The sequence below is a fragment of the Sinomonas flava genome (genome assembly GCF_039531875.1).
Taxonomy (GTDB): domain Bacteria; phylum Actinomycetota; class Actinomycetes; order Actinomycetales; family Micrococcaceae; genus Sinomonas; species Sinomonas flava.
Map to the genome: position 1 here is coordinate 140,523 of NZ_BAAAQW010000012.1, position 16,440 is coordinate 156,962.

At 72.1% G+C, this 16,440-nt stretch carries 12 protein-coding genes; 6 read left to right on the forward strand and 6 right to left on the reverse strand.

The genetic code is table 11. The features are described 5' to 3' along the window. Positions 1 to 24 precede the first annotated feature (24 nt). A complete protein-coding gene (gene mgtA / locus ABD298_RS16985) occupies positions 25 to 2,763 on the reverse strand; it encodes a magnesium-translocating P-type ATPase (RefSeq protein ID WP_344300986.1) in 2,739 nt (912 codons plus the stop codon). A gap of 126 nt (positions 2,764 to 2,889) precedes the next feature. Between mgtA and ABD298_RS16990 the strand changes: the two genes are divergently transcribed. Continuing rightward, entirely contained in the window at positions 2,890 to 3,798 is a 909-nt protein-coding gene (locus ABD298_RS16990) for a polysaccharide deacetylase family protein (protein ID WP_344300987.1), read from the forward strand. A gap of 48 nt (positions 3,799 to 3,846) precedes the next feature. Here ABD298_RS16990 and ABD298_RS16995 read toward each other — a convergent pair whose 3' ends face one another. Both ABD298_RS16995 and ABD298_RS17000 read right to left on the reverse strand, forming a co-directional pair. Then, on the reverse strand, positions 3,847 to 4,563 hold the full coding sequence (locus ABD298_RS16995; RefSeq protein WP_344300988.1) for an SRPBCC domain-containing protein: 717 nt from the start codon (positions 4,561 to 4,563) through the stop codon (positions 3,847 to 3,849). Continuing rightward, the gene (locus ABD298_RS17000; protein ID WP_344300989.1) at positions 4,560 to 5,201 is read right to left on the reverse strand and encodes a winged helix-turn-helix domain-containing protein; all 642 of its coding nucleotides are present in this window, start codon (positions 5,199 to 5,201) and stop codon (positions 4,560 to 4,562) included. Before ABD298_RS17000 ends, ABD298_RS16995 begins: the two co-directional genes overlap by 4 nt. Positions 5,202 to 5,343: 142 nt before the next feature. On the opposite strand from ABD298_RS17000, the gene ABD298_RS17005 reads away from it, so the two are divergent. Together ABD298_RS17005 and ABD298_RS17010 are read left to right on the forward strand one after the other, a co-directional pair. Then, positions 5,344 to 6,033, forward strand: a complete 690-nt coding sequence (locus tag ABD298_RS17005) for a hypothetical protein (RefSeq protein WP_344300990.1) — start codon at positions 5,344 to 5,346, stop codon at positions 6,031 to 6,033. Positions 6,034 to 6,088: 55 nt separating this feature from the next. Further along, complete coding sequence (locus ABD298_RS17010) at positions 6,089 to 6,802, forward strand: response regulator (RefSeq protein WP_425564473.1); 714 nt, start codon at positions 6,089 to 6,091, stop codon at positions 6,800 to 6,802. Here ABD298_RS17010 and ABD298_RS17015 read toward each other — a convergent pair. Continuing rightward, positions 6,799 to 8,493, reverse strand: coding sequence for a GAF domain-containing sensor histidine kinase (locus tag ABD298_RS17015; protein WP_344300992.1), 1,695 nt, complete (start codon positions 8,491 to 8,493; stop codon positions 6,799 to 6,801). The genes ABD298_RS17010 and ABD298_RS17015 overlap by 4 nt on opposite strands. Positions 8,494 to 8,686: 193 nt before the next feature. Here ABD298_RS17015 and ABD298_RS17020 point away from each other — a divergent pair, with 193 nt between their 5' ends. Further along, positions 8,687 to 9,097: a four-helix bundle copper-binding protein gene (locus ABD298_RS17020; RefSeq protein ID WP_344300993.1), complete on the forward strand. Its 411-nt coding sequence runs from the start codon at positions 8,687 to 8,689 to the stop codon at positions 9,095 to 9,097. Positions 9,098 to 9,102: 5 nt separating this feature from the next. Beyond that, positions 9,103 to 11,529: a phosphoenolpyruvate synthase gene (gene ppsA / locus ABD298_RS17025; protein WP_344300994.1), complete on the forward strand. Its 2,427-nt coding sequence runs from the start codon at positions 9,103 to 9,105 to the stop codon at positions 11,527 to 11,529. A 378-nt stretch (positions 11,530 to 11,907) separates the two neighbouring features. Here the strand turns inward: ppsA and ABD298_RS17030 are convergent, their stop codons facing one another. Together ABD298_RS17030 and ppc are read right to left on the reverse strand one after the other, a co-directional pair. After that, complete coding sequence (locus tag ABD298_RS17030) at positions 11,908 to 12,333, reverse strand: Hsp20/alpha crystallin family protein (RefSeq protein ID WP_344300995.1); 426 nt, start codon at positions 12,331 to 12,333, stop codon at positions 11,908 to 11,910. A 126-nt stretch (positions 12,334 to 12,459) separates the two neighbouring features. After that, a complete protein-coding gene (gene ppc / locus ABD298_RS17035; RefSeq protein ID WP_344300997.1) occupies positions 12,460 to 15,336 on the reverse strand; it encodes a phosphoenolpyruvate carboxylase in 2,877 nt (958 codons plus the stop codon). Between the two features lie 48 nt (positions 15,337 to 15,384). Between ppc and ABD298_RS17040 the strand changes: the two genes are divergently transcribed. Then, positions 15,385 to 16,365, forward strand: a complete 981-nt coding sequence (locus ABD298_RS17040) for a pseudouridine synthase (protein WP_344301005.1) — start codon at positions 15,385 to 15,387, stop codon at positions 16,363 to 16,365. The last annotated feature ends 75 nt before the right edge of the window (positions 16,366 to 16,440 follow it).

Sequence of the window (16,440 nt, forward strand, 5' to 3'; positions counted from 1 at the left end):
ACTCCTCAGGACCCCGACACAGCCCTACCGGCGGCCGGCCGCGACCCCGTGGCCCGGCGGGCGCCGGACCTTCGCCTTGCCGGTGTGGACGAGGAACGGCGCTGCGCGGCGGTGTACCCGGGCATGGCCATGGTGCAGGCCCACGGCGACGCGGGCGGCAGCCCGCTCCTCGGCGCGCGACGGCTCCTCGCGCATGCTCCGCGCGTCGGCAGCGCGGTAGTAGAAGTGCTTGGCCGTCTCCACCAGCACGAGGTACAGGACCACCATCCCGACCAGGGCCAGGAAGAAGTCGGCAGGCAGGGGCCAGAACCCGATCACCTCCCCGATCGCGGTGTACGGGATGACCGCTCCGATCGCCACGACGGCAAGGACGCCCGCGGTCAGCGCAACGGACGCGCGGCTCCGCACGAACGGGATGCGCCGGGTGCGGATCGCGAAGACGATGAGCGTCTGCGTCGCGAGCGACTCCACGAACCATCCCGCCCGGAACTCCTCGGGCGCGGCATGGAAGACCCACAGCATGAGCCCGAAGGTCGCGAAGTCGAACAGGGACGAGATGGGTCCGAACACCACCATGAACCGCCGGATCGCCCGGAGGTCCCAATGGGCCGGTTTGCGCAGCTGTTCCTTGTCCACTCTGTCGGTGGGGATGGCGAGCTGGCTCGAGTCGTACAGCAGGTTGTTGAGCAGGATCTGCCCCGGGAGCATCGGCAGGAAGGAGAGGAACGCGCTCGCGGCTGCGGCGGAGAACATGTTGCCGAAGTTGCTGCTCGTGCCCATGAGCAGGTACTTGATGGTGTTCGCGAAGATGCGCCGCCCACCCATCACACCGTCCGCGAGCACGCCCAGGTCCTTCTCGAGGAGCACGACGTCGGCGGCGTCCTTCGCGACGTCCGTCGCCGAGTCCACGGAGATCCCGACGTCGGCCCGGTTGAGCGCGAGCGCGTCGTTGACGCCGTCCCCGAGGAACCCCACCGAATGCGTGCGGCGCAGGACCTTGACGATGCGGGCCTTCTGCTCGGGCGAGACCCGCGCGAAGGTCCGGGCGCCCGCGGCGGCGGCCGCGAGCGCGTCGTCGTCCATCGCCTCGACCTGAGCCCCGGTGAGCACCGACCCGGGGGCCATCCGCAGCACGGAGGTCACGTGCTCGGCCACGAGAGCGTTGTCCCCGGTGGCGATCTTGACCTCGACTCCGAGGCCTGCGAGCCGTGCGAGCGAGGCCCGCGCGTCCACCTTCGGGCGGTCGATGAAGCTCAGGTACCCGGCGAGCGTGAGCTGGCCGGCGGCGTCGTGCGCCCGGTCCTGCCCGGAGCTCCCCGCGTCGGCGCGCTGGGCGGGTCCGCTCGCTACGGCGACCACGCGGGCACCGCGGCGGAAGAGGGCCTCGAGTGCGGCGCGGTCGTCGTCCGTGACGCCGGAGCAGGCGTCGAGAACGGCCTCGGGGGCGCCCTTGACGATCCGGGATGGCCCGTCCGGAGAGGACACGACTGTCTCCATGGTTCGCGTCTCATGGTCGAAGGGCCGCAGAGAGAGCCGCGGGTGCCCGGCGACGCGCGCGGGGAGGTCAGGGAACGCGTCCCAGAGGGCCGCGTCCACGGGATTCTGGCCAGCCCCCGAGGCGCCGGGCTCGGCCGGGTCCACCTCACAGCACAGCACCGCGAGTTCGGTGAGCCGCCGCGCGCCGTCGTCCCCGCGGAACCCTGCCGCCGGCACGGCCTCCTCGAAGCCGATCCGGCCCTCCGTGAGGGTGCCGGTCTTGTCGGTGATGAGGACGTCGAGGTTGCCGAGGTCCTCGATGGCGAGGAGCCGCTTGACGAGCACGCCCCGCTTGGAGAGCAGCCTCGACCCCGCGGCGAGCGAGGTGCTCACGACGGCGGGCAGCAGCTGCGGCGTGATGCCCACCGCGATCGCGAGCGAGAACAGGACGGATTCGAGGAAGGGCCGCTGCAGGAGCAGGTTGATGACGAGGATCCCGACGGTCAGGGACAGCCCGACCCACAGGAGCATGAGCGAGAACTGCTTGAGCCCGCGCTGGAACGAGGTCTCGGGCAGCCCCTGCGCGAGGCCGGCCGCGATGCGCCCGAACTCGGTGTGGGGACCGGTCGCGACCACGACGGCGCGGCACGAGCCCGCGTGGACCACGGTCCCCATGAGGACGCACGAGGTCAGCTCCGCGAGGTTCGTCCCCTCGGGGACGGGGTCCACGGCCTTGTCGACTGCGGCGGACTCGCCGGTCAGCACGCCCTCGTCCGCTTCGAGCCCCTCGGCTTCGAGGAGCCGGGCGTCCGCGGGGACGATGGCCCCGAGGCCCACGCGGATGACGTCGCCGGGCACGAGTTCGCGCACCGGCACCGGCCGTTCCGTGCCGCCGCGCAGCACGACGGCGGTGTGGGAGATGCGGCCATGGAGGTCCGCGGCGGTCTTCTCCGCGCGGTACTCGTTGACGAAGCCGAGGAGCGCGCTGCCGAGGAGGATGGCGAGGATGATGACCGCGTTGACCTGGTCCCCGGTGGCGAAGGACAGCGCCGCTGCGGCGACGAGGAGCCCCTGGAGGGGGCTCGCGAACTGGCGGACCAGCACGTGGAACCAGCTCACCCGGCGGGCCTCGAGGACGTTCGCCCCCTGTGCGAGGCGGCGCGCGGCCTCGGCCTCGGAGAGGCCCGAAGGGCCTGAGGCGAGGTCGACGAGGACGGCGTCGGCAGGCCGGGCAGCGGCCGCGGCAGCGGTCAGGTCTGGGCGCCCGGAGGCGACAGTCACGCTCACGGGCCACACTCTACGCGCGCAGTCCGGGCGGTCGCCGCGTCATGGAAGGTCGACCGCCGGCCGCCGGCACCGGCCGTTTCCTTTGCCGGGGTACACTCTCGCTGCAGCCCAGCCAGGAGATCACCCGTGTCCACCGCAGTACCGCGCGGCTTCCGCATGCCCAGCCCGTCCCGTCGGACGGTCCTCGCGGCCGCCCTGGGCCTCGCCGTCCCCTCCCTCGGGGCCTGCGACGCGACGCCGGACGCCGCGCTCCCCCCGGAGCCGCCGGCCATCGACGCCGACCCTCCCACGCCCAGCGCCACCGCGGCCGCCGCGCCCACGCGCCCCGCTGCGCCGTCGGCCGCAGAGATGCAGGCGCGGTTCGGCGCAGACGTCCCGCGCGAGTGGGGCCTCGAGGTCACCGGGACGGTGCTGCGCACGGGAACCCCTGGCACCGCCCTCACCTTCGACGCGTGCGGCGGGCCCCAGGGGGCGGGGATCGACTCGCAGCTCATCGCGGCGCTGCGCTCCGCCAAGGTCCCCGCGACCCTGTTCCTCAATACGCGCTGGGTGGCCGCGAACAGGGCCCTCGCGCACGAGCTGGCCGCGGACCCGCTCTTCGCGATCGGCAACCACGGGTCGCGGCACCTGCCCCTCTCGGTGAAGGGCCGCGCGGCCTACGGCATCCCGGGCACGGCGAACATCGCCGAGGTCGTCGAGGAAGTGCGCACCAGCCGGGACGCGCTCGAGCAGGAGCTCCAGCGCGACATCCCGTGGTTCCGGGCCGGGACGGCGCACATGGATGACGTCGCCGTGCGGATCTGCCGCTCCCTCGGGAACATCCCGGTGAACTTCAGCGTCAACGCCGACGCCGGCGCGACCTTCACGGCGGTTCAGGTCGCCACCCAGCTCGCGGGGCTCAAGGCAGGCGACATAGCCATCGGCCATATGAACCGCCCTGGCTCGGGGACGGCCGCCGGCTTCGGGAAGTCCCTGCCAGCCCTCGTGGCGCGCGGCCTCCGGTTCGAGACGCTCGCCGCGCTGAAGACGGCCTGACGGCAGGGACATGACCTCTCGACGCAGGGACATGACCCCGCAACGGGGTCAGGGGTAGAGCGTCCCGAGGTACTCGCCCCACGCCTGGGCGTGCTGCTCGGCCCGGGCCGAGCGCGCGGCGTCGGACGCGGTGCCGAGCGAGAAGTCGTGGACCGTGAGGCCCAGACGGTCGCCGAAGAGGTTGCGGCCGAAGACGCGCACCATCGCGTCGTCCATGCGCAGCCCGAGGAAGTACTCGTTCGCGTAGTCCACGGTGGCCTCGACCGGCCCGAGCCCGGGGAGGTCCAGGTCCTTCTTCTCGCCCTGGATCACGCCCGTGAGGGCGAACGCTGCGAGGAAGCGGTCGAACGCGTCGGGGGCGGTCGCCCCGTCGGGCCCCTGGACGTCCACGAATGCGACGGGGCGCCCGTCGAAGTGCGCGAGGTATTCTCCGAGCGTGTGGAGGTAGAACGCGGTGTGCCTGAGGGCGCCGTCGTACTCCTGCTCCCAGTTGTCGGTGAGCACGCTCGAGTGCACGTAGTGCAGGTGCGTCCCGTCCGGCCCGGGCGTGAGGACATGCTCGAGCTGGTTGTACCAGCCGTCGGGGCCCTCCATGCGCTGCACGAGGTGCTTCGGATAGTCCTCGGTGAGCCGTTCATGGGGGTACAGGTCCTGGAGGGGGAACATCCAGGCGGCGGTGTCCCCGGTGACGGCCTTCCAGATCTGCTCGGGCGAGGCGCTGAGCACCACGTCCTGCACGATCTCGAAGGGATGCTGCTCGGTCATGGCTGCACTTCCTTGGCTGGTGGGGGCTGATGGGGTTCCGCGCCGGCGGGAGGACGGTCTTCCCTGAGCGCGGGATGGAGGGCGACGACGAGGCGGTGCCGCCGCCCCCCGGGCGCCGACGGCTCGTGGTACTTCGCGGCGAGGCGCGCCACCTCGGCGCCGAGCTCGGCCGCGAACGCCGCCCGGGACGCCGCCGACGCGAAGGTGATCTCGCCGTCGACCGCGTAGGTGGACAGCTGCTGCTTCGCCGCGACAGCCCCGGCGAGCAGCCGGCCGACCTCCCGCACCATGCGGGAGGCGAGGGCCAGCAGCCAGTAGGCGCTGAAGCGGTCCCGCACGTGGGCCGGGTCCGGTTGGACCACCGAGAGCGCGGCGGGCGAGATGACGTACGACGCGGCAGTCGCCTGGAGCACGCGCTCCATGACGTTGCCCTTGCGCCGCTCCTCCACGAGGGCCACGAGCCCGTGCTCCTCGAGGGAGCGCAGGTGGTAGTTCACCTTCTGCCGCGGCAGGCCCACCTTCGCCGCGAGTCCGGCGGCCGACGACGGCGAGGCCAGCTCCCGCAGGAGCCTCGCCCTCAGGGGGTCCAGACTGGCCGCCGCTGCGGCAGCGTCCTCGATCACCACGATGTCCTGCACCTTTCCAGCGTGTAACCGACAATAAATTTTGTCAAGGAAAATCTTTCCGCCCCCACGTGCCGGTCGGCCCGGCGTACCCTTGGATCAGCTACCGGCTGGGAGGCAGCAGCCCCTCGGGGCCCAGACCAGTCAAGGAGCACCCATGTCGACGACACCACTCCCCTCGGCGCCCGCCCCGCTCGGGAGCCTCCCCGGCGATGCGTCCGCAGGCCTCGCCGCCTACACCGCCGCGGGGCTGGGCGCGGTCGCCGCCGCCGCCCTCGGAGTGATGTACGGGATGGAGGTCCCGCGCGGCGGCCCCTACGTCTTCGGTGCCGTGAACGACTTCACCGGCGGCCTCTTCTTCGCCGCCTCGATCCCCGCCATCGTCCAGATCCACCGACGCCTCACCCCCGGGCCATGGAGCCGGGCCGCTCTCGGCGCAACGGTGACCGCGTCCGCAGGGGCTGCGGCGAGCGGAGTCCTGCTGTCCCTCGGCCTGATCGGCTTCGCCCCGTCGACGGTGGTCTCGGTCGCCGGCATCTTCACCCAGGCCGCGTGGACGATGGTCGCGAACCACAGGCTGGCCGGCCGGCCGCCGTACCCGCGGCGTCTGGCACTGGCAGGCCGGGCGGTCGGGGCCGGCATGCTCGTGGCCGTGCCCGTGGTCGGGGCGGGCCTAGCGGCGTCCGACGCCCCGGCCCTGCAGACGGCCCTGTTCGCCCTGGGTGGGGCGGTCGGAGGTGCCGCGTACCTCGCGTGGCCCGTCTGGCTGGCGTTCGCGGGGAGGAGGCTCACGGGCGCCGCGGCGCACAGGCGCCCTGCCAGGGGAGCCGCCGCCACGCCTGCCTGAGGCCCCGACACGCACGGCACTAAGTCCCTAGCCGCCCTCCCCCACGTAGCCCAGAATGGATCATCCGAGGACATCCGATCAGGGAGGAGCACTCGTGCACCACGAGACAGCGAGTGGGAGTGCCGCCGCGAAACCGCTCACAGTCTTCATCCTCGACGACCACGAACTGGTCCGCCGTGGCCTCCAGGAGCTTCTGGAGGGCGAGGGATTCGAGGTGGTCGGCACCTCCGCGACAGCGGCCGAGGCCACTCGCCGCATCCCGGCGCTGCACCCGGACGTGTCGGTGCTCGACGTCCGCCTCCCCGACGGGACCGGGATCGAGGTCTGCCGGGACGTGCACACCGTCGACCCCACCCTCTCGTGCGTCATGCTCACGAGCTACGACGACGAGCAGTCGCTCCGCGGGGCGATCCTGGCCGGGGCCAACGGCTACGTCCTCAAGGAGATCCGCGGCACGGAGCTCGTCACCGCCCTCCGGCGCGCCGCCCGGGGAGAGTCCCTCTTCGAGCCCGCGGTGAAGGAGAAGGCCCTCGCGGGCCTGTCCACCATCGAGAAGCCGACCGACCCCCGGCTGGACCTGCTGAGCCCGCAGGAACGCCGGGTCCTGGAGCTCATCGGGCAGGGCATGACGAACCGGGAGATCGGCGAGCACCTCTTCCTGGCCGAGAAGACGGTCAAGAACTACGTGTCATCGCTGCTGGCCAAGCTCGGATACGAGCGCCGCACCCAGGCCGCGCTGTTCATCGCCCGCAACCGCTCGGGGAGCTAGCCCGAGAGGGGCACTGCCCAGCGGAGGCGGGTCCCGCCGTCGTCCGAGGGACCGACCTCGCAGGTCCCCCCGAGCGCCTCCGCGCGCTGCTCGACATTCTTCAGCCCGCTCCGGCGCGTCACCTCGCCCAGCCCGTCGCCGTCGTCGGCCACCACGAGCTCGAACCGCCCGCCGGCCACCGCGGCGCTGACCCACAGCGAGTCCGCGTTCGCGTGCCGCACCACGTTGGAGACGCCTTCCGTGAGCACCGCGAGCGCCTGGTCGGCGACCTCCGCGGGCACGGCCGTATCGATGGGCCCGTAGAGCTCGACCTTCGGCGCCGTGGGGAAGGAACCCGTGCCGTCCTGGACCACCTGGACGAGCCGCGCGCTCAGACTGTCCTTGCGCCGGGCCTCGTTGAGCGAGTAGATCGTGGTGCGAACCGCCGCGATCGTCTCGTCGAGCTCGGCGGTGATCGAGTCGATCTTCTCGTGCGCCGAGCCGACGGGCATGAAGCGCCTCAGGCCCTGGAGGCTCAGCCCGGCGGCGAAGAGCCGCTGGATGACCACGTCGTGGAGGTCCCTGGCGATCCGGTCCCGGTCGGTGAAGACGAGCAGCTCCTCGCGGAGCTTGTGCGAGCGGGCCACCTGCAGGGCCAGGGACGTGTACGCGCAGTAGACGGAGGCCATCTCGACGTCGGCGGCCGGGAAGGGCGGCGCGTCGGCGGCCCTGCCCAGGACCATCGCAGCGACGTCCTGGCTCCCCGGCACCACGAGGACCTGCCGGATGCCGCTGTCGGCGACCCCGAACACTCCCTGCCCCTCGGACAGGATCGGCCTGCCGTTCGCGAGGGCCTCCGCGGCGAGCGCGACCGCGCCCGCCCGGGCCACGTCGCCGAAGGCAGCGGACGCCGGGCCCGCCACGACCGCCCACTCGACCTCCGCGCCCTCGCGCCACGGGCGGGCGATGGCCACGAGAGCCGAGTCGGACAGCTCGAGCGCCTGCTCGGCGACGAGGTCCAGGCCCGCCCGCGGATCGACCATCCCCAGCACCTCGCCGGCCACGTCCATGCTCGCCTCGCGCCACCGCTGCCGCCGCTCCGTATCGGCGAAGAGCCGCGCGTTCTCGATGGCCACGCCGGCCGCGGCGGCGAGCGCCACGACGAGGTCCTCGTCCTCGGCGTTGAAGTCCTCCCCGTCGGCCTTCTCGGTCAGGTAGAGGTTGCCGAACACCTCATCGCGCACGCGGATGGGCACGCCCAGGAAGGTCCTCATGGGCGGGTGGTGGAGCGGGAAGCCGTACGAATCCGAGTGGGTTCCGAGGTCGTGGAGCCGGATGGGGTGGGGCTCGTGGATCAGGAGCCCCAGGACGCCGTGCCCGGTGGGACGGGGTCCGATCCTCTCGACCGTCTCCGGATCCATGCCGACGGTCACGAAGTGGCTCAGCGACGTCCCATCCGGGGCGAGGACCCCGAGGGCCGCGTACCTCGCCCCGACCAGCTCCCGGGCGGAGTTCACCACCCGGTCCAGGACCGCCTCGAGGGTGAGGTCCTCAGCGATGGACACGACGGCCGAGAGCAGGCCGCGCATGCGCTCCTGCGTCTCGAGCAGTTCGTGGGCCCGCGACACGAACTGCGTGAGCAGGTCCTCGATCCTGCTCGCAGCGGTCGCCGGGAAGATCGACCCCGGCTCACCGTCAGCAGCTGTGTCCACGATGCCTCCCACGTCTCAGTATGCCTACGCCGGCACCCTCCAACCACTCTCAAACACACATGTTTGCTCTTTCAAGCGAACACTCCGGGGACCAAAGACTCTCCCGCTGTTCCTCAGGGGCCGAAAGGATGGGTTAGGTGGGCAGGATCACTGCCGAGTGCGCTCCTGCCCCGTCACGGATCAGGAGGCCCCCATGTCGCATTCCCGTCAGGCACTCGTTGTGCACCCCGCTGCGCCGGACATGGAGGAGTCCCACCGCACGGCCCTGAGCGAGTGCATCGACGCGGCGCTCACGTGCGCCCAGGCGTGCACCACGGGAGCCGACGCGTGCCTTGAGGAGCCGGAGGTCGCCGCCCTGCGCCAGGCAATGCGGGCGCAGCAGAACTGCGCGGCGATCTGTTCGGCGAGCGCACAGATCCTCTCACGCTTCGGTTCCGACTTCGGTCCCACCCCCGCCTCGGTCCTGCGCGCGCTCGATGACCTCAGCACCCTGTGCGAGGACGCCTGCCGCGTCCATGCCGGTGCCTACCCGCACTGCCGCGTCACCGCCGAGGCGTGCGCACGGGTGCGGGCCGCCATCGTCGCCCTCTTCGCGGCGGTCTGAGCGCGATGAGCGCCCCGGCCCGCCCCGAGACGGAACTGGTCCTCGACTTCGAGGACGTCGGCATCGGCGATGTCCCCCGCGTAGGCGGGAAGAACGCCTCGCTCGGCGAGCTGACCCGCCACCTGCTGGCCGCGGGGGTCGCCGTCCCCGAGGGCTTCGCGACGACCTCGCCCGCCTACCGCCTGTACGTCGAGGCCAACGGGATCGGGGGCTCGCTCTCGACCCTCCTCGCCGCCTTCCGGGCGGGCCAGGCGAGCCTGTCGCAGACCGGCTCGGCCGTCCGCGAGCTCTTCCTCTCGGGTTCCTTCCCCGAGCGGCTCACGACGGCGATCACCTCCTCCTACCGCCGGCTCGCCGAACGCCTCGGCCAGGACGCGCCCGCGGTGGCCGTGCGCAGCAGCGCGACGGCCGAGGACCTGCCCGAGGCGAGCTTCGCGGGGCAGCAGGAGACCTTCCTGAACGTCACCGGCGAGCGGGCGCTGCTCGACGCGTGCCGACGCTGCTTCGCCTCCCTCTTCACCGACCGGGCCATCAGCTACCGGGAGCTCCGGGGGATCGACCACCTCGACGTCGCCCTCTCCATCGGCGTCCAGCGCATGGTGCGCTCGGATCTGGCCGGCTCCGGGGTGATGTTCACCCTGGACACCGAGTCCGGGTTCCCCCGGGTGGTGGAGATCAGCGCCGCGTGGGGGCTCGGCGAGACGGTCGTGCAGGGGTCGGTGAACCCGGACGCGTACGAGGTGTTCTCTCCCCTGCTCGCCGAGCCGGGGCTGCGGCCCATCATCGGCAAGGCGGCAGGGGCGAAGGAGCGCAAACTCGTCTTCGCGCGCAGCGGCTCGGGGACGCGCCTGCTGCAGACGTCCCGCCGGGAACGCGAATCCTTCGTGCTCGACGACGACGAGATCCTCACGCTCGCCCGCTGGGCCGTCGCCGTGCAGGAGCACTACGGGCGGCCGATGGACATGGAGTGGGCCAAGGACGGCCTGACCGGCGAGCTGTTCATGGTCCAGGCGCGCCCAGAGACCGTCCAGGCACGCCGCAGCGCCTCGGCCTTCCAGATCCACCACCTCACTGGCATGGGTCCGGTCCTGGCCCGCGGCGCGGCCATCGGGGACGCCATCGCCTCCGGCGAGGCATGCGTCATCTCCGACCCCTCCGAGATCGGGTCCTTCCGGGACGGCGCCGTCCTGGTCACGACCATGACCGACCCCGATTGGGTGCCCATCATGAAGCGCGCCTCCGGAATCGTCACGGACCACGGTGGCCCCACGAGCCACGCGGCGATCGTGAGCCGCGAACTCGGCGTGCCCGCCGTCGTGGGCACGGTCCACGGCACGGCGGCGATCACCGACGGCGAGCCCGTCACCGTCTCCTGCGCGCAGGGCGCCGAGGGGCTCGTCCTCGGCGGGCTCATCCCGTTCACCGTCGAGGAAGCGGACACGGGGGCCCTGCCCGAGACGCGGACCCGGATCATGGTGAACCTCGCGGACCCCTCAGCCGCATTCCGCTGGTGGCGCCTGCCCGCCGCCGGCGTGGGGCTCGCGCGGATGGAGTTCATCATCAGCAACCTCATCCGCGTGCACCCGATGGCGCTCGTCCACCCGGAGCGCGTCGCCGATCCGGCCGACCGCGAGGCCATCGCCGAGCTCACGCGGGGCTACGCCGACCCGACCGAGTACTTCGTGGACCGGCTCGCGACGGGCATCGCGAAGATCGCCGCGCCGTTCCATCCCGGGCCGGCGATCGTGCGCCTGAGCGACTTCAAGACCAACGAGTACGCGAACCTGCTCGGCGGCGCGGCGTTCGAGGAAGCCGAGGAGAACCCCATGCTCGGGTTCCGCGGCGCCTCGCGCTACCACGACGACCGATACCGGGAGGGCTTCGCCCTCGAGTGCCGGGCGCTGAAGAAGGCGCGCGAGGAGCTCGGGTTCGCGAACGTCGTCGTGATGGTGCCGTTCTGCCGGACGCCGGCGGAGGCGGACGCCGTCCTCGCCGCGATGGCAGAGCATGGGCTCGCCCGGGGGGAGAAGGGGCTCAAGGTGTACATGATGTGCGAGATCCCCTCCAACGTGGTGCTGGCCGAGCAGTTCGCCGAGCGCTTCGACGGGTTCTCGATCGGGTCCAACGACCTCACACAGCTCGTGCTGGGCGTGGACCGGGACTCGGAGCGGCTGGCGGCGCTCTTCGACGAGCGCGAGGAGGCGGTGACGGTCATGATCGCCGAAGCCATCCGCAAGGCGCACGCCTCCGGCATCCCCATCGGCATCTGCGGTCAGGGTCCGAGCAACCACCCCGACTTCGCGGAGTTCCTCGTGGGCGAGCGCATCGACTCGATCTCCCTCAACCCCGACAGCTTCCTGAGGACCGTGCCCATCATCGCCGCGGCGGAGGGCGGGGCCGAAGGAGACGAGGGCGGCGCGCACCACCCCTGAGGGAGGGCCAGCAGAGGCCAGCGCCGCCAGGAGGGGAGCCCGGTGTCAGATGGGGGATCTGGCTCCCCTTCCCTCTCGGGTACGCCAAACGCACCCCCACACCCGTCTCGGGTACGCCAAACGCACCCCCACACCATCTCGGGTACGCACGACGGCGGGTGCCCCGCAGCGGCGCCCGGCCCGCCGGCGTCGTGCGTGCGGGTGCCGCAGGCAGGGCCCGGGGGTCTGAGGCAGCTGCCCCGCGTACCCGGAACGCCCCACACCAGATTTTGGCGCACCCGAGACGTCGGGCGGCGACTCTTGGCGTACCCGAGAACGCGGGAGGGGGACTTGTCTGTACCTGAGACAAGTCCCCCTCCAGCGGCTGTTGCCCTGGCGTCAGCCCCGCGTGACCTGGATCTTGGACGGCGGCGGGGTCGGCGGCTGGGACGGGACAGGCACCCTTACCTCGAGGACGCCGTCCTTGTACGAGGCGGTGACGTCGTCGGCCGTCGCGCCCTCCGGCAGGGGCAAGGTCCGTGAGAACGAGCCGTAGCGGAATTCGGAGCGGTAGGAGTCCTTCTCCTTCTGCTCGGACCTCTCCTCCCGGAACGCGCGGATGTGGAGTGCGCCGTCCCTGATGCTCACGTCGACGTCCTTCTCCGGGTCGATCCCGGGGAGCTCGGCCCGGACCACGAGCGAGTCGCCGTCGCGGACCTCCTCGACCTTGATGCCACCAGCCTGGGCGGCATCGCCCTCGAAGAGCCTCTCGATCAGCTCGAACGGCGTCCTGCGATTGTCGAACCACCTGGCCAGCTCTGACATTGCGTTTCCCCTTTCTCGCGGCGGGCCCGGTCGGTCCGCCCCTTCCAGCATGCCGCGCACCGCTGGCCGAGGTGAAGGCCCTTGGTCCCCGCGCCGCGGAAGGCATCCGGAGCGGCCCCGCCGCACCTAGCCCGTGTTGCGCAGGCCCGCTGCGACCCCGTTGATCGTGATCAGGAGGGCCCGCTGGAGCTTGTCCGCGGCCTCGCCGTCGGGAACACCCCTGCCCCGGACGTCCCTGCCCCTCGCGCCCGAGCGGATGCGGCGCAGCAGCTCGACCTGGAGGTAGCTGATCGGGTCGAGATACTGGTCGCGGATCTCGAGGGTCCGCTTGAGGGTCGGCGCCGTGTCGAGCAGCTCAGTCTCCCGCGCGAGCCGGCGGACCTCCGCCACGGTGAGCTCGTATTCGGCCCGGATCGCGTCGAAGAACCGGTGCAGCGTCGCCGGGACGAGGGTCGAGACGTAGTGGGACGCGATCTCGAGGTCGGTCTTGGCCAGTGTCATCTCGACGTTCGAGATCACCGAGCGGAAGATCGGCCAGCGCTCGAACATCTCCCGCAGCTCGCTGCCCTTCCCGGCCTCCCGCGCGGCCCGCAGCCCTGAGCCGACACCGAACCAGCCCGGGACGATCTGCCTCGACTGCGTCCACCCGAACACCCAGGTGATGGCCCGCATCCCCTCGAGCCCGGGCAGCCCGTCCGACGCCGTGTCGGAGTCGGGCCGGCGGGCGGGCCGCGAGCCGATGTTGAGCTGCTCGAGGAGTTCGACCGGCGTCGAGGCCATGAAGTAGGCCGGAAGGTCGGGGTCGTCGATCAGGGTCCGGTAGCGCGCGAACGCCGCCTCGGAGACGAGGTCCATGAGGGCGCTGAACCGCTCGCGGTCCCCGAGGGCGGTGTGCGGGTCCCGGTGGAGCGCGGTGGCGCGCATGACGGCGGCGAGGGAGAGCGCGAGGTTGTCGCGTGCGAGCCCGGGCAGGGAGTACTTGTCGCTGATCACCTCGCCCTGCTCGGTGAACTTGATCTCCCCCTCGAGCACGCCGTTGGGCTGGGCCATGATCGCCTCGTGGGTCGGGCCGCCGCCCCGGCCCACGGAGCCGCCGCGCCCGTGGAAGAGCCGCAGCCGCACCCCGTGCCGGGCCGCCACGTCGCGCAGGGCCCGCTGCGCCTTGTGGATCTCCCACTGGCTCGTGAACACGCCGGACTCCATGTTCGAGTCCGAGTACCCGAGCATGACCTCCTGGAGGTCCCCCCGCAGCCGGACGAGCTCCCGGTACGCCGGGTCAGCGAGGAGGGCGTCCACGATCTGGGCGGCCTCGCGCAGCTCGTCGAGCGTCTCCAGCAGCGGCGCGAACCCGATGTGCGCGTACGGCTCCTCCCCGAAGATGCGCACGAGCCCGGCCTCCCGCGCCAGGAGCGCGGCTGCCAGGACGTCGTCCGGGCCTCGGGTCACGGACACGATGTAGGTCTCGATGACGTCCGGCCCCAGACGCCTCCGCGCCTGCCTGATCACCCGCATTGTCTCGTAGACCCGGCCCGCGTGGCCGGGGAGCATCACGGGGTGCCCGGTGAGCGGGCGCCGCGAGGCCAGCTCCCGGCTCAGGACGCGCCGGCGCTCCTCGCGCGGGAGCTGGAGGTACGGGCGCGGCAGCTCGGCCAGGGGATCGAGCAGCAGCCCCACGGCCTCGTGGTGGTAGTCGGCGTGCTCGCGGATGTCCAGGGTCGCGAGGTGGAGCCCGCACGAGGCGAGCACACGGCGGGCGCTGCCCAGCACGCCGTCGGCCGCGAGCGGCGAGTGGGCACGCAGCGAACGCTCGATCACGTCGAAGTCGGCCGCGAGCTGCTCGGTGTTGACGTAGTCGCGGCCGGGCTCGTGCGCGGAGCCCGAGGCGACGCGCCGGCCCGTGTTGAGCAGCTTGGCCTTGATGCACGTGAGCTTGAGCCGGTAGGGCTCGTGCGCGTTGAGCTCGAGGACGCGCGGGTCCAGCGACGGCAGCCGGGCCAGGTCGGCCCGGATCGACTCCTCGAGCTCCGGTCCTACTGAGGTGAGGTCGGTGGAGTTGGACAGCGAGCTGATGAGCTCGTCGACGATCCCGACCGCGATCCGGACCGCCGTCTGGTTCTGCAGCCCCAGGATCTCCCGCGTCACGTCCGGGGTGACGTTGGGGTTGCCGTCCCGGTCGCCGCCGATCCAGGAGCCGAACCGCAGGGTCGCCCGGCCCGGAGGGAGGATGACGCCGTGCTCGGCAAGGAGGTCGGCGAGGTCGTCGAGGACCTCGGGCAGGGCGCGGGCGAAGATCTCGCCCAGGTAGTAGACGGCGTTGCGCGCCTCATCCAAGGGCGCCGGGCTGACCAGGCGCACCTCGTCGGTCTGCCACATCTGGTCGATGATCTCCGCGAGATGGCGGTCCTGACGGCGCCGCAGGGCGGTTCCCTCCTCGGAGGGAACCTCGAGGATCCGGTCGATCGCGCGCAGCTTGTCCAAGACGGATCGGCGGGTCGCCTCCGTCGGGTGCGCCGTGAAGACGGGGCGCACGTCGAGGGAGTCGACAGTCCGCTGCAGGGCCTCCGCCCCGCCCTGGGCCGCGATGTCGCGGACAGCGGCGGCCAGCCACCCGGCGTCGTCCGCGACGTCCCTGAGCTCGCGCACCCGGTGCAGCTGCTCCGCGGCGTTGGCCAGGTGGAAGTAGAACGCGAAGGCGCGGACCAGCTCGGTCGCCTCGTCGAGCGGCAGGGAGGCGAGGAGCTCGCGGACCTGGGCGGCGACGTCGGCCGCGTTCCACGGCCCGAGCGCCCCCGCGCCGCCCCGCGCGGCCTCCTTGGACTCCTTGGTCAGGAGGCGCACCTCCTCCACGAGCCGCAGGAGCCCGGGGCCGTGCTGGCGCACGAGCGATTCGCCCAGCAGCGTCGAGACGCGGCGGACGTCGGCTCGGAGCTCGGCCGCCGGCTCCGCGGCGGGGGCTGTGTCTGCCGCGGAGGCGGCGTCAAGGGCATCGGCGGGCGCGGGCATGGCACTCCAGAAGCTAGGGTTCCAGCGCGAGGATACCCTTGAATGGTGATGAAATCCCCCCTGCCCGTGCGCGACGGCGTCAACGCCACCCGGCTGCGCCTGCCTGCCGAGGGGCCGTGGGAGACCGCGCTGGACTACATGCTCCACCGGTGGGGCCACATCGACCCCGAGGGCATCCTCGAGAGGTTCGACGGCGGCGAGATCGTCGGGATGGACGGCTCGCCGCTGCACCGGGGCACCCCGCTCGAGGAGCACACGTTCATCTGGTACTACCGCACCCTCCCCGCCGAGGAGCGCCTCCCGGTGGAGATCTCGGTGCTCCACCGGGACGAGCACGTGCTCGTCGCGGACAAGCCCCACTTCCTGCCGACCACCCCGGGCGGGACGTACATCCAGGAGTCCGCGCTCGTGCGGCTGCGGAACCAGCTCGGGCTGCCGGACCTCATCCCCATGCACCGCCTCGACCGCATGACCGCCGGGGTGCTGCTGTTCTCCGTGAACCCCGAGACGCGCGGGAAGTACCAGGTGCTGTTCGAGCGGCGCGCCGTGCGCAAGGAGTACGAGTGCGTCTCCGCGTTGGATCCTTCTGGGTTGGATCCTTCCGGGCTGGCCCTTTCAGGCGGTGCGCACGACGCCGCGTGGGCGGCCGAGCGGTTCGCCGCGCCCGCCGTCGTGCGCAACAGGATGGTGAAGAGCCGGGACTACCTCCTGGCCTCGGTGGTGGACGGCGAGCCGAATGCCGAGACGCGCGTGACGCTCGAGCGCGTCGGCGGGCCGGACGAGTCGCCGCGGGCGCTGTTCCGGCTCGAACCGCACACGGGCAAGACGCACCAGCTGCGGGTGCACATGGCCGGCCTCGGGGTTGGGATCATGCATGACCCCTTCTACCCGGTGCTCCTGGACAAGGCGCCCGACGACTACACGCGGCCGCTGCAGCTGCTGGCCCGCGGCATCAGCTTCCGGGACCCGATCTCCGGGCACGACGTCGAGTTCCGCAGCCGGCTGGCGCTCCAGGAGGCCCCCGCCTGACCGTTGCGGGGTCCCTGGCACCGCGTTGCGGGGTCCCTGCCACCGCGTTGCGGGGTCCCTGCCACCGCGTTGCGG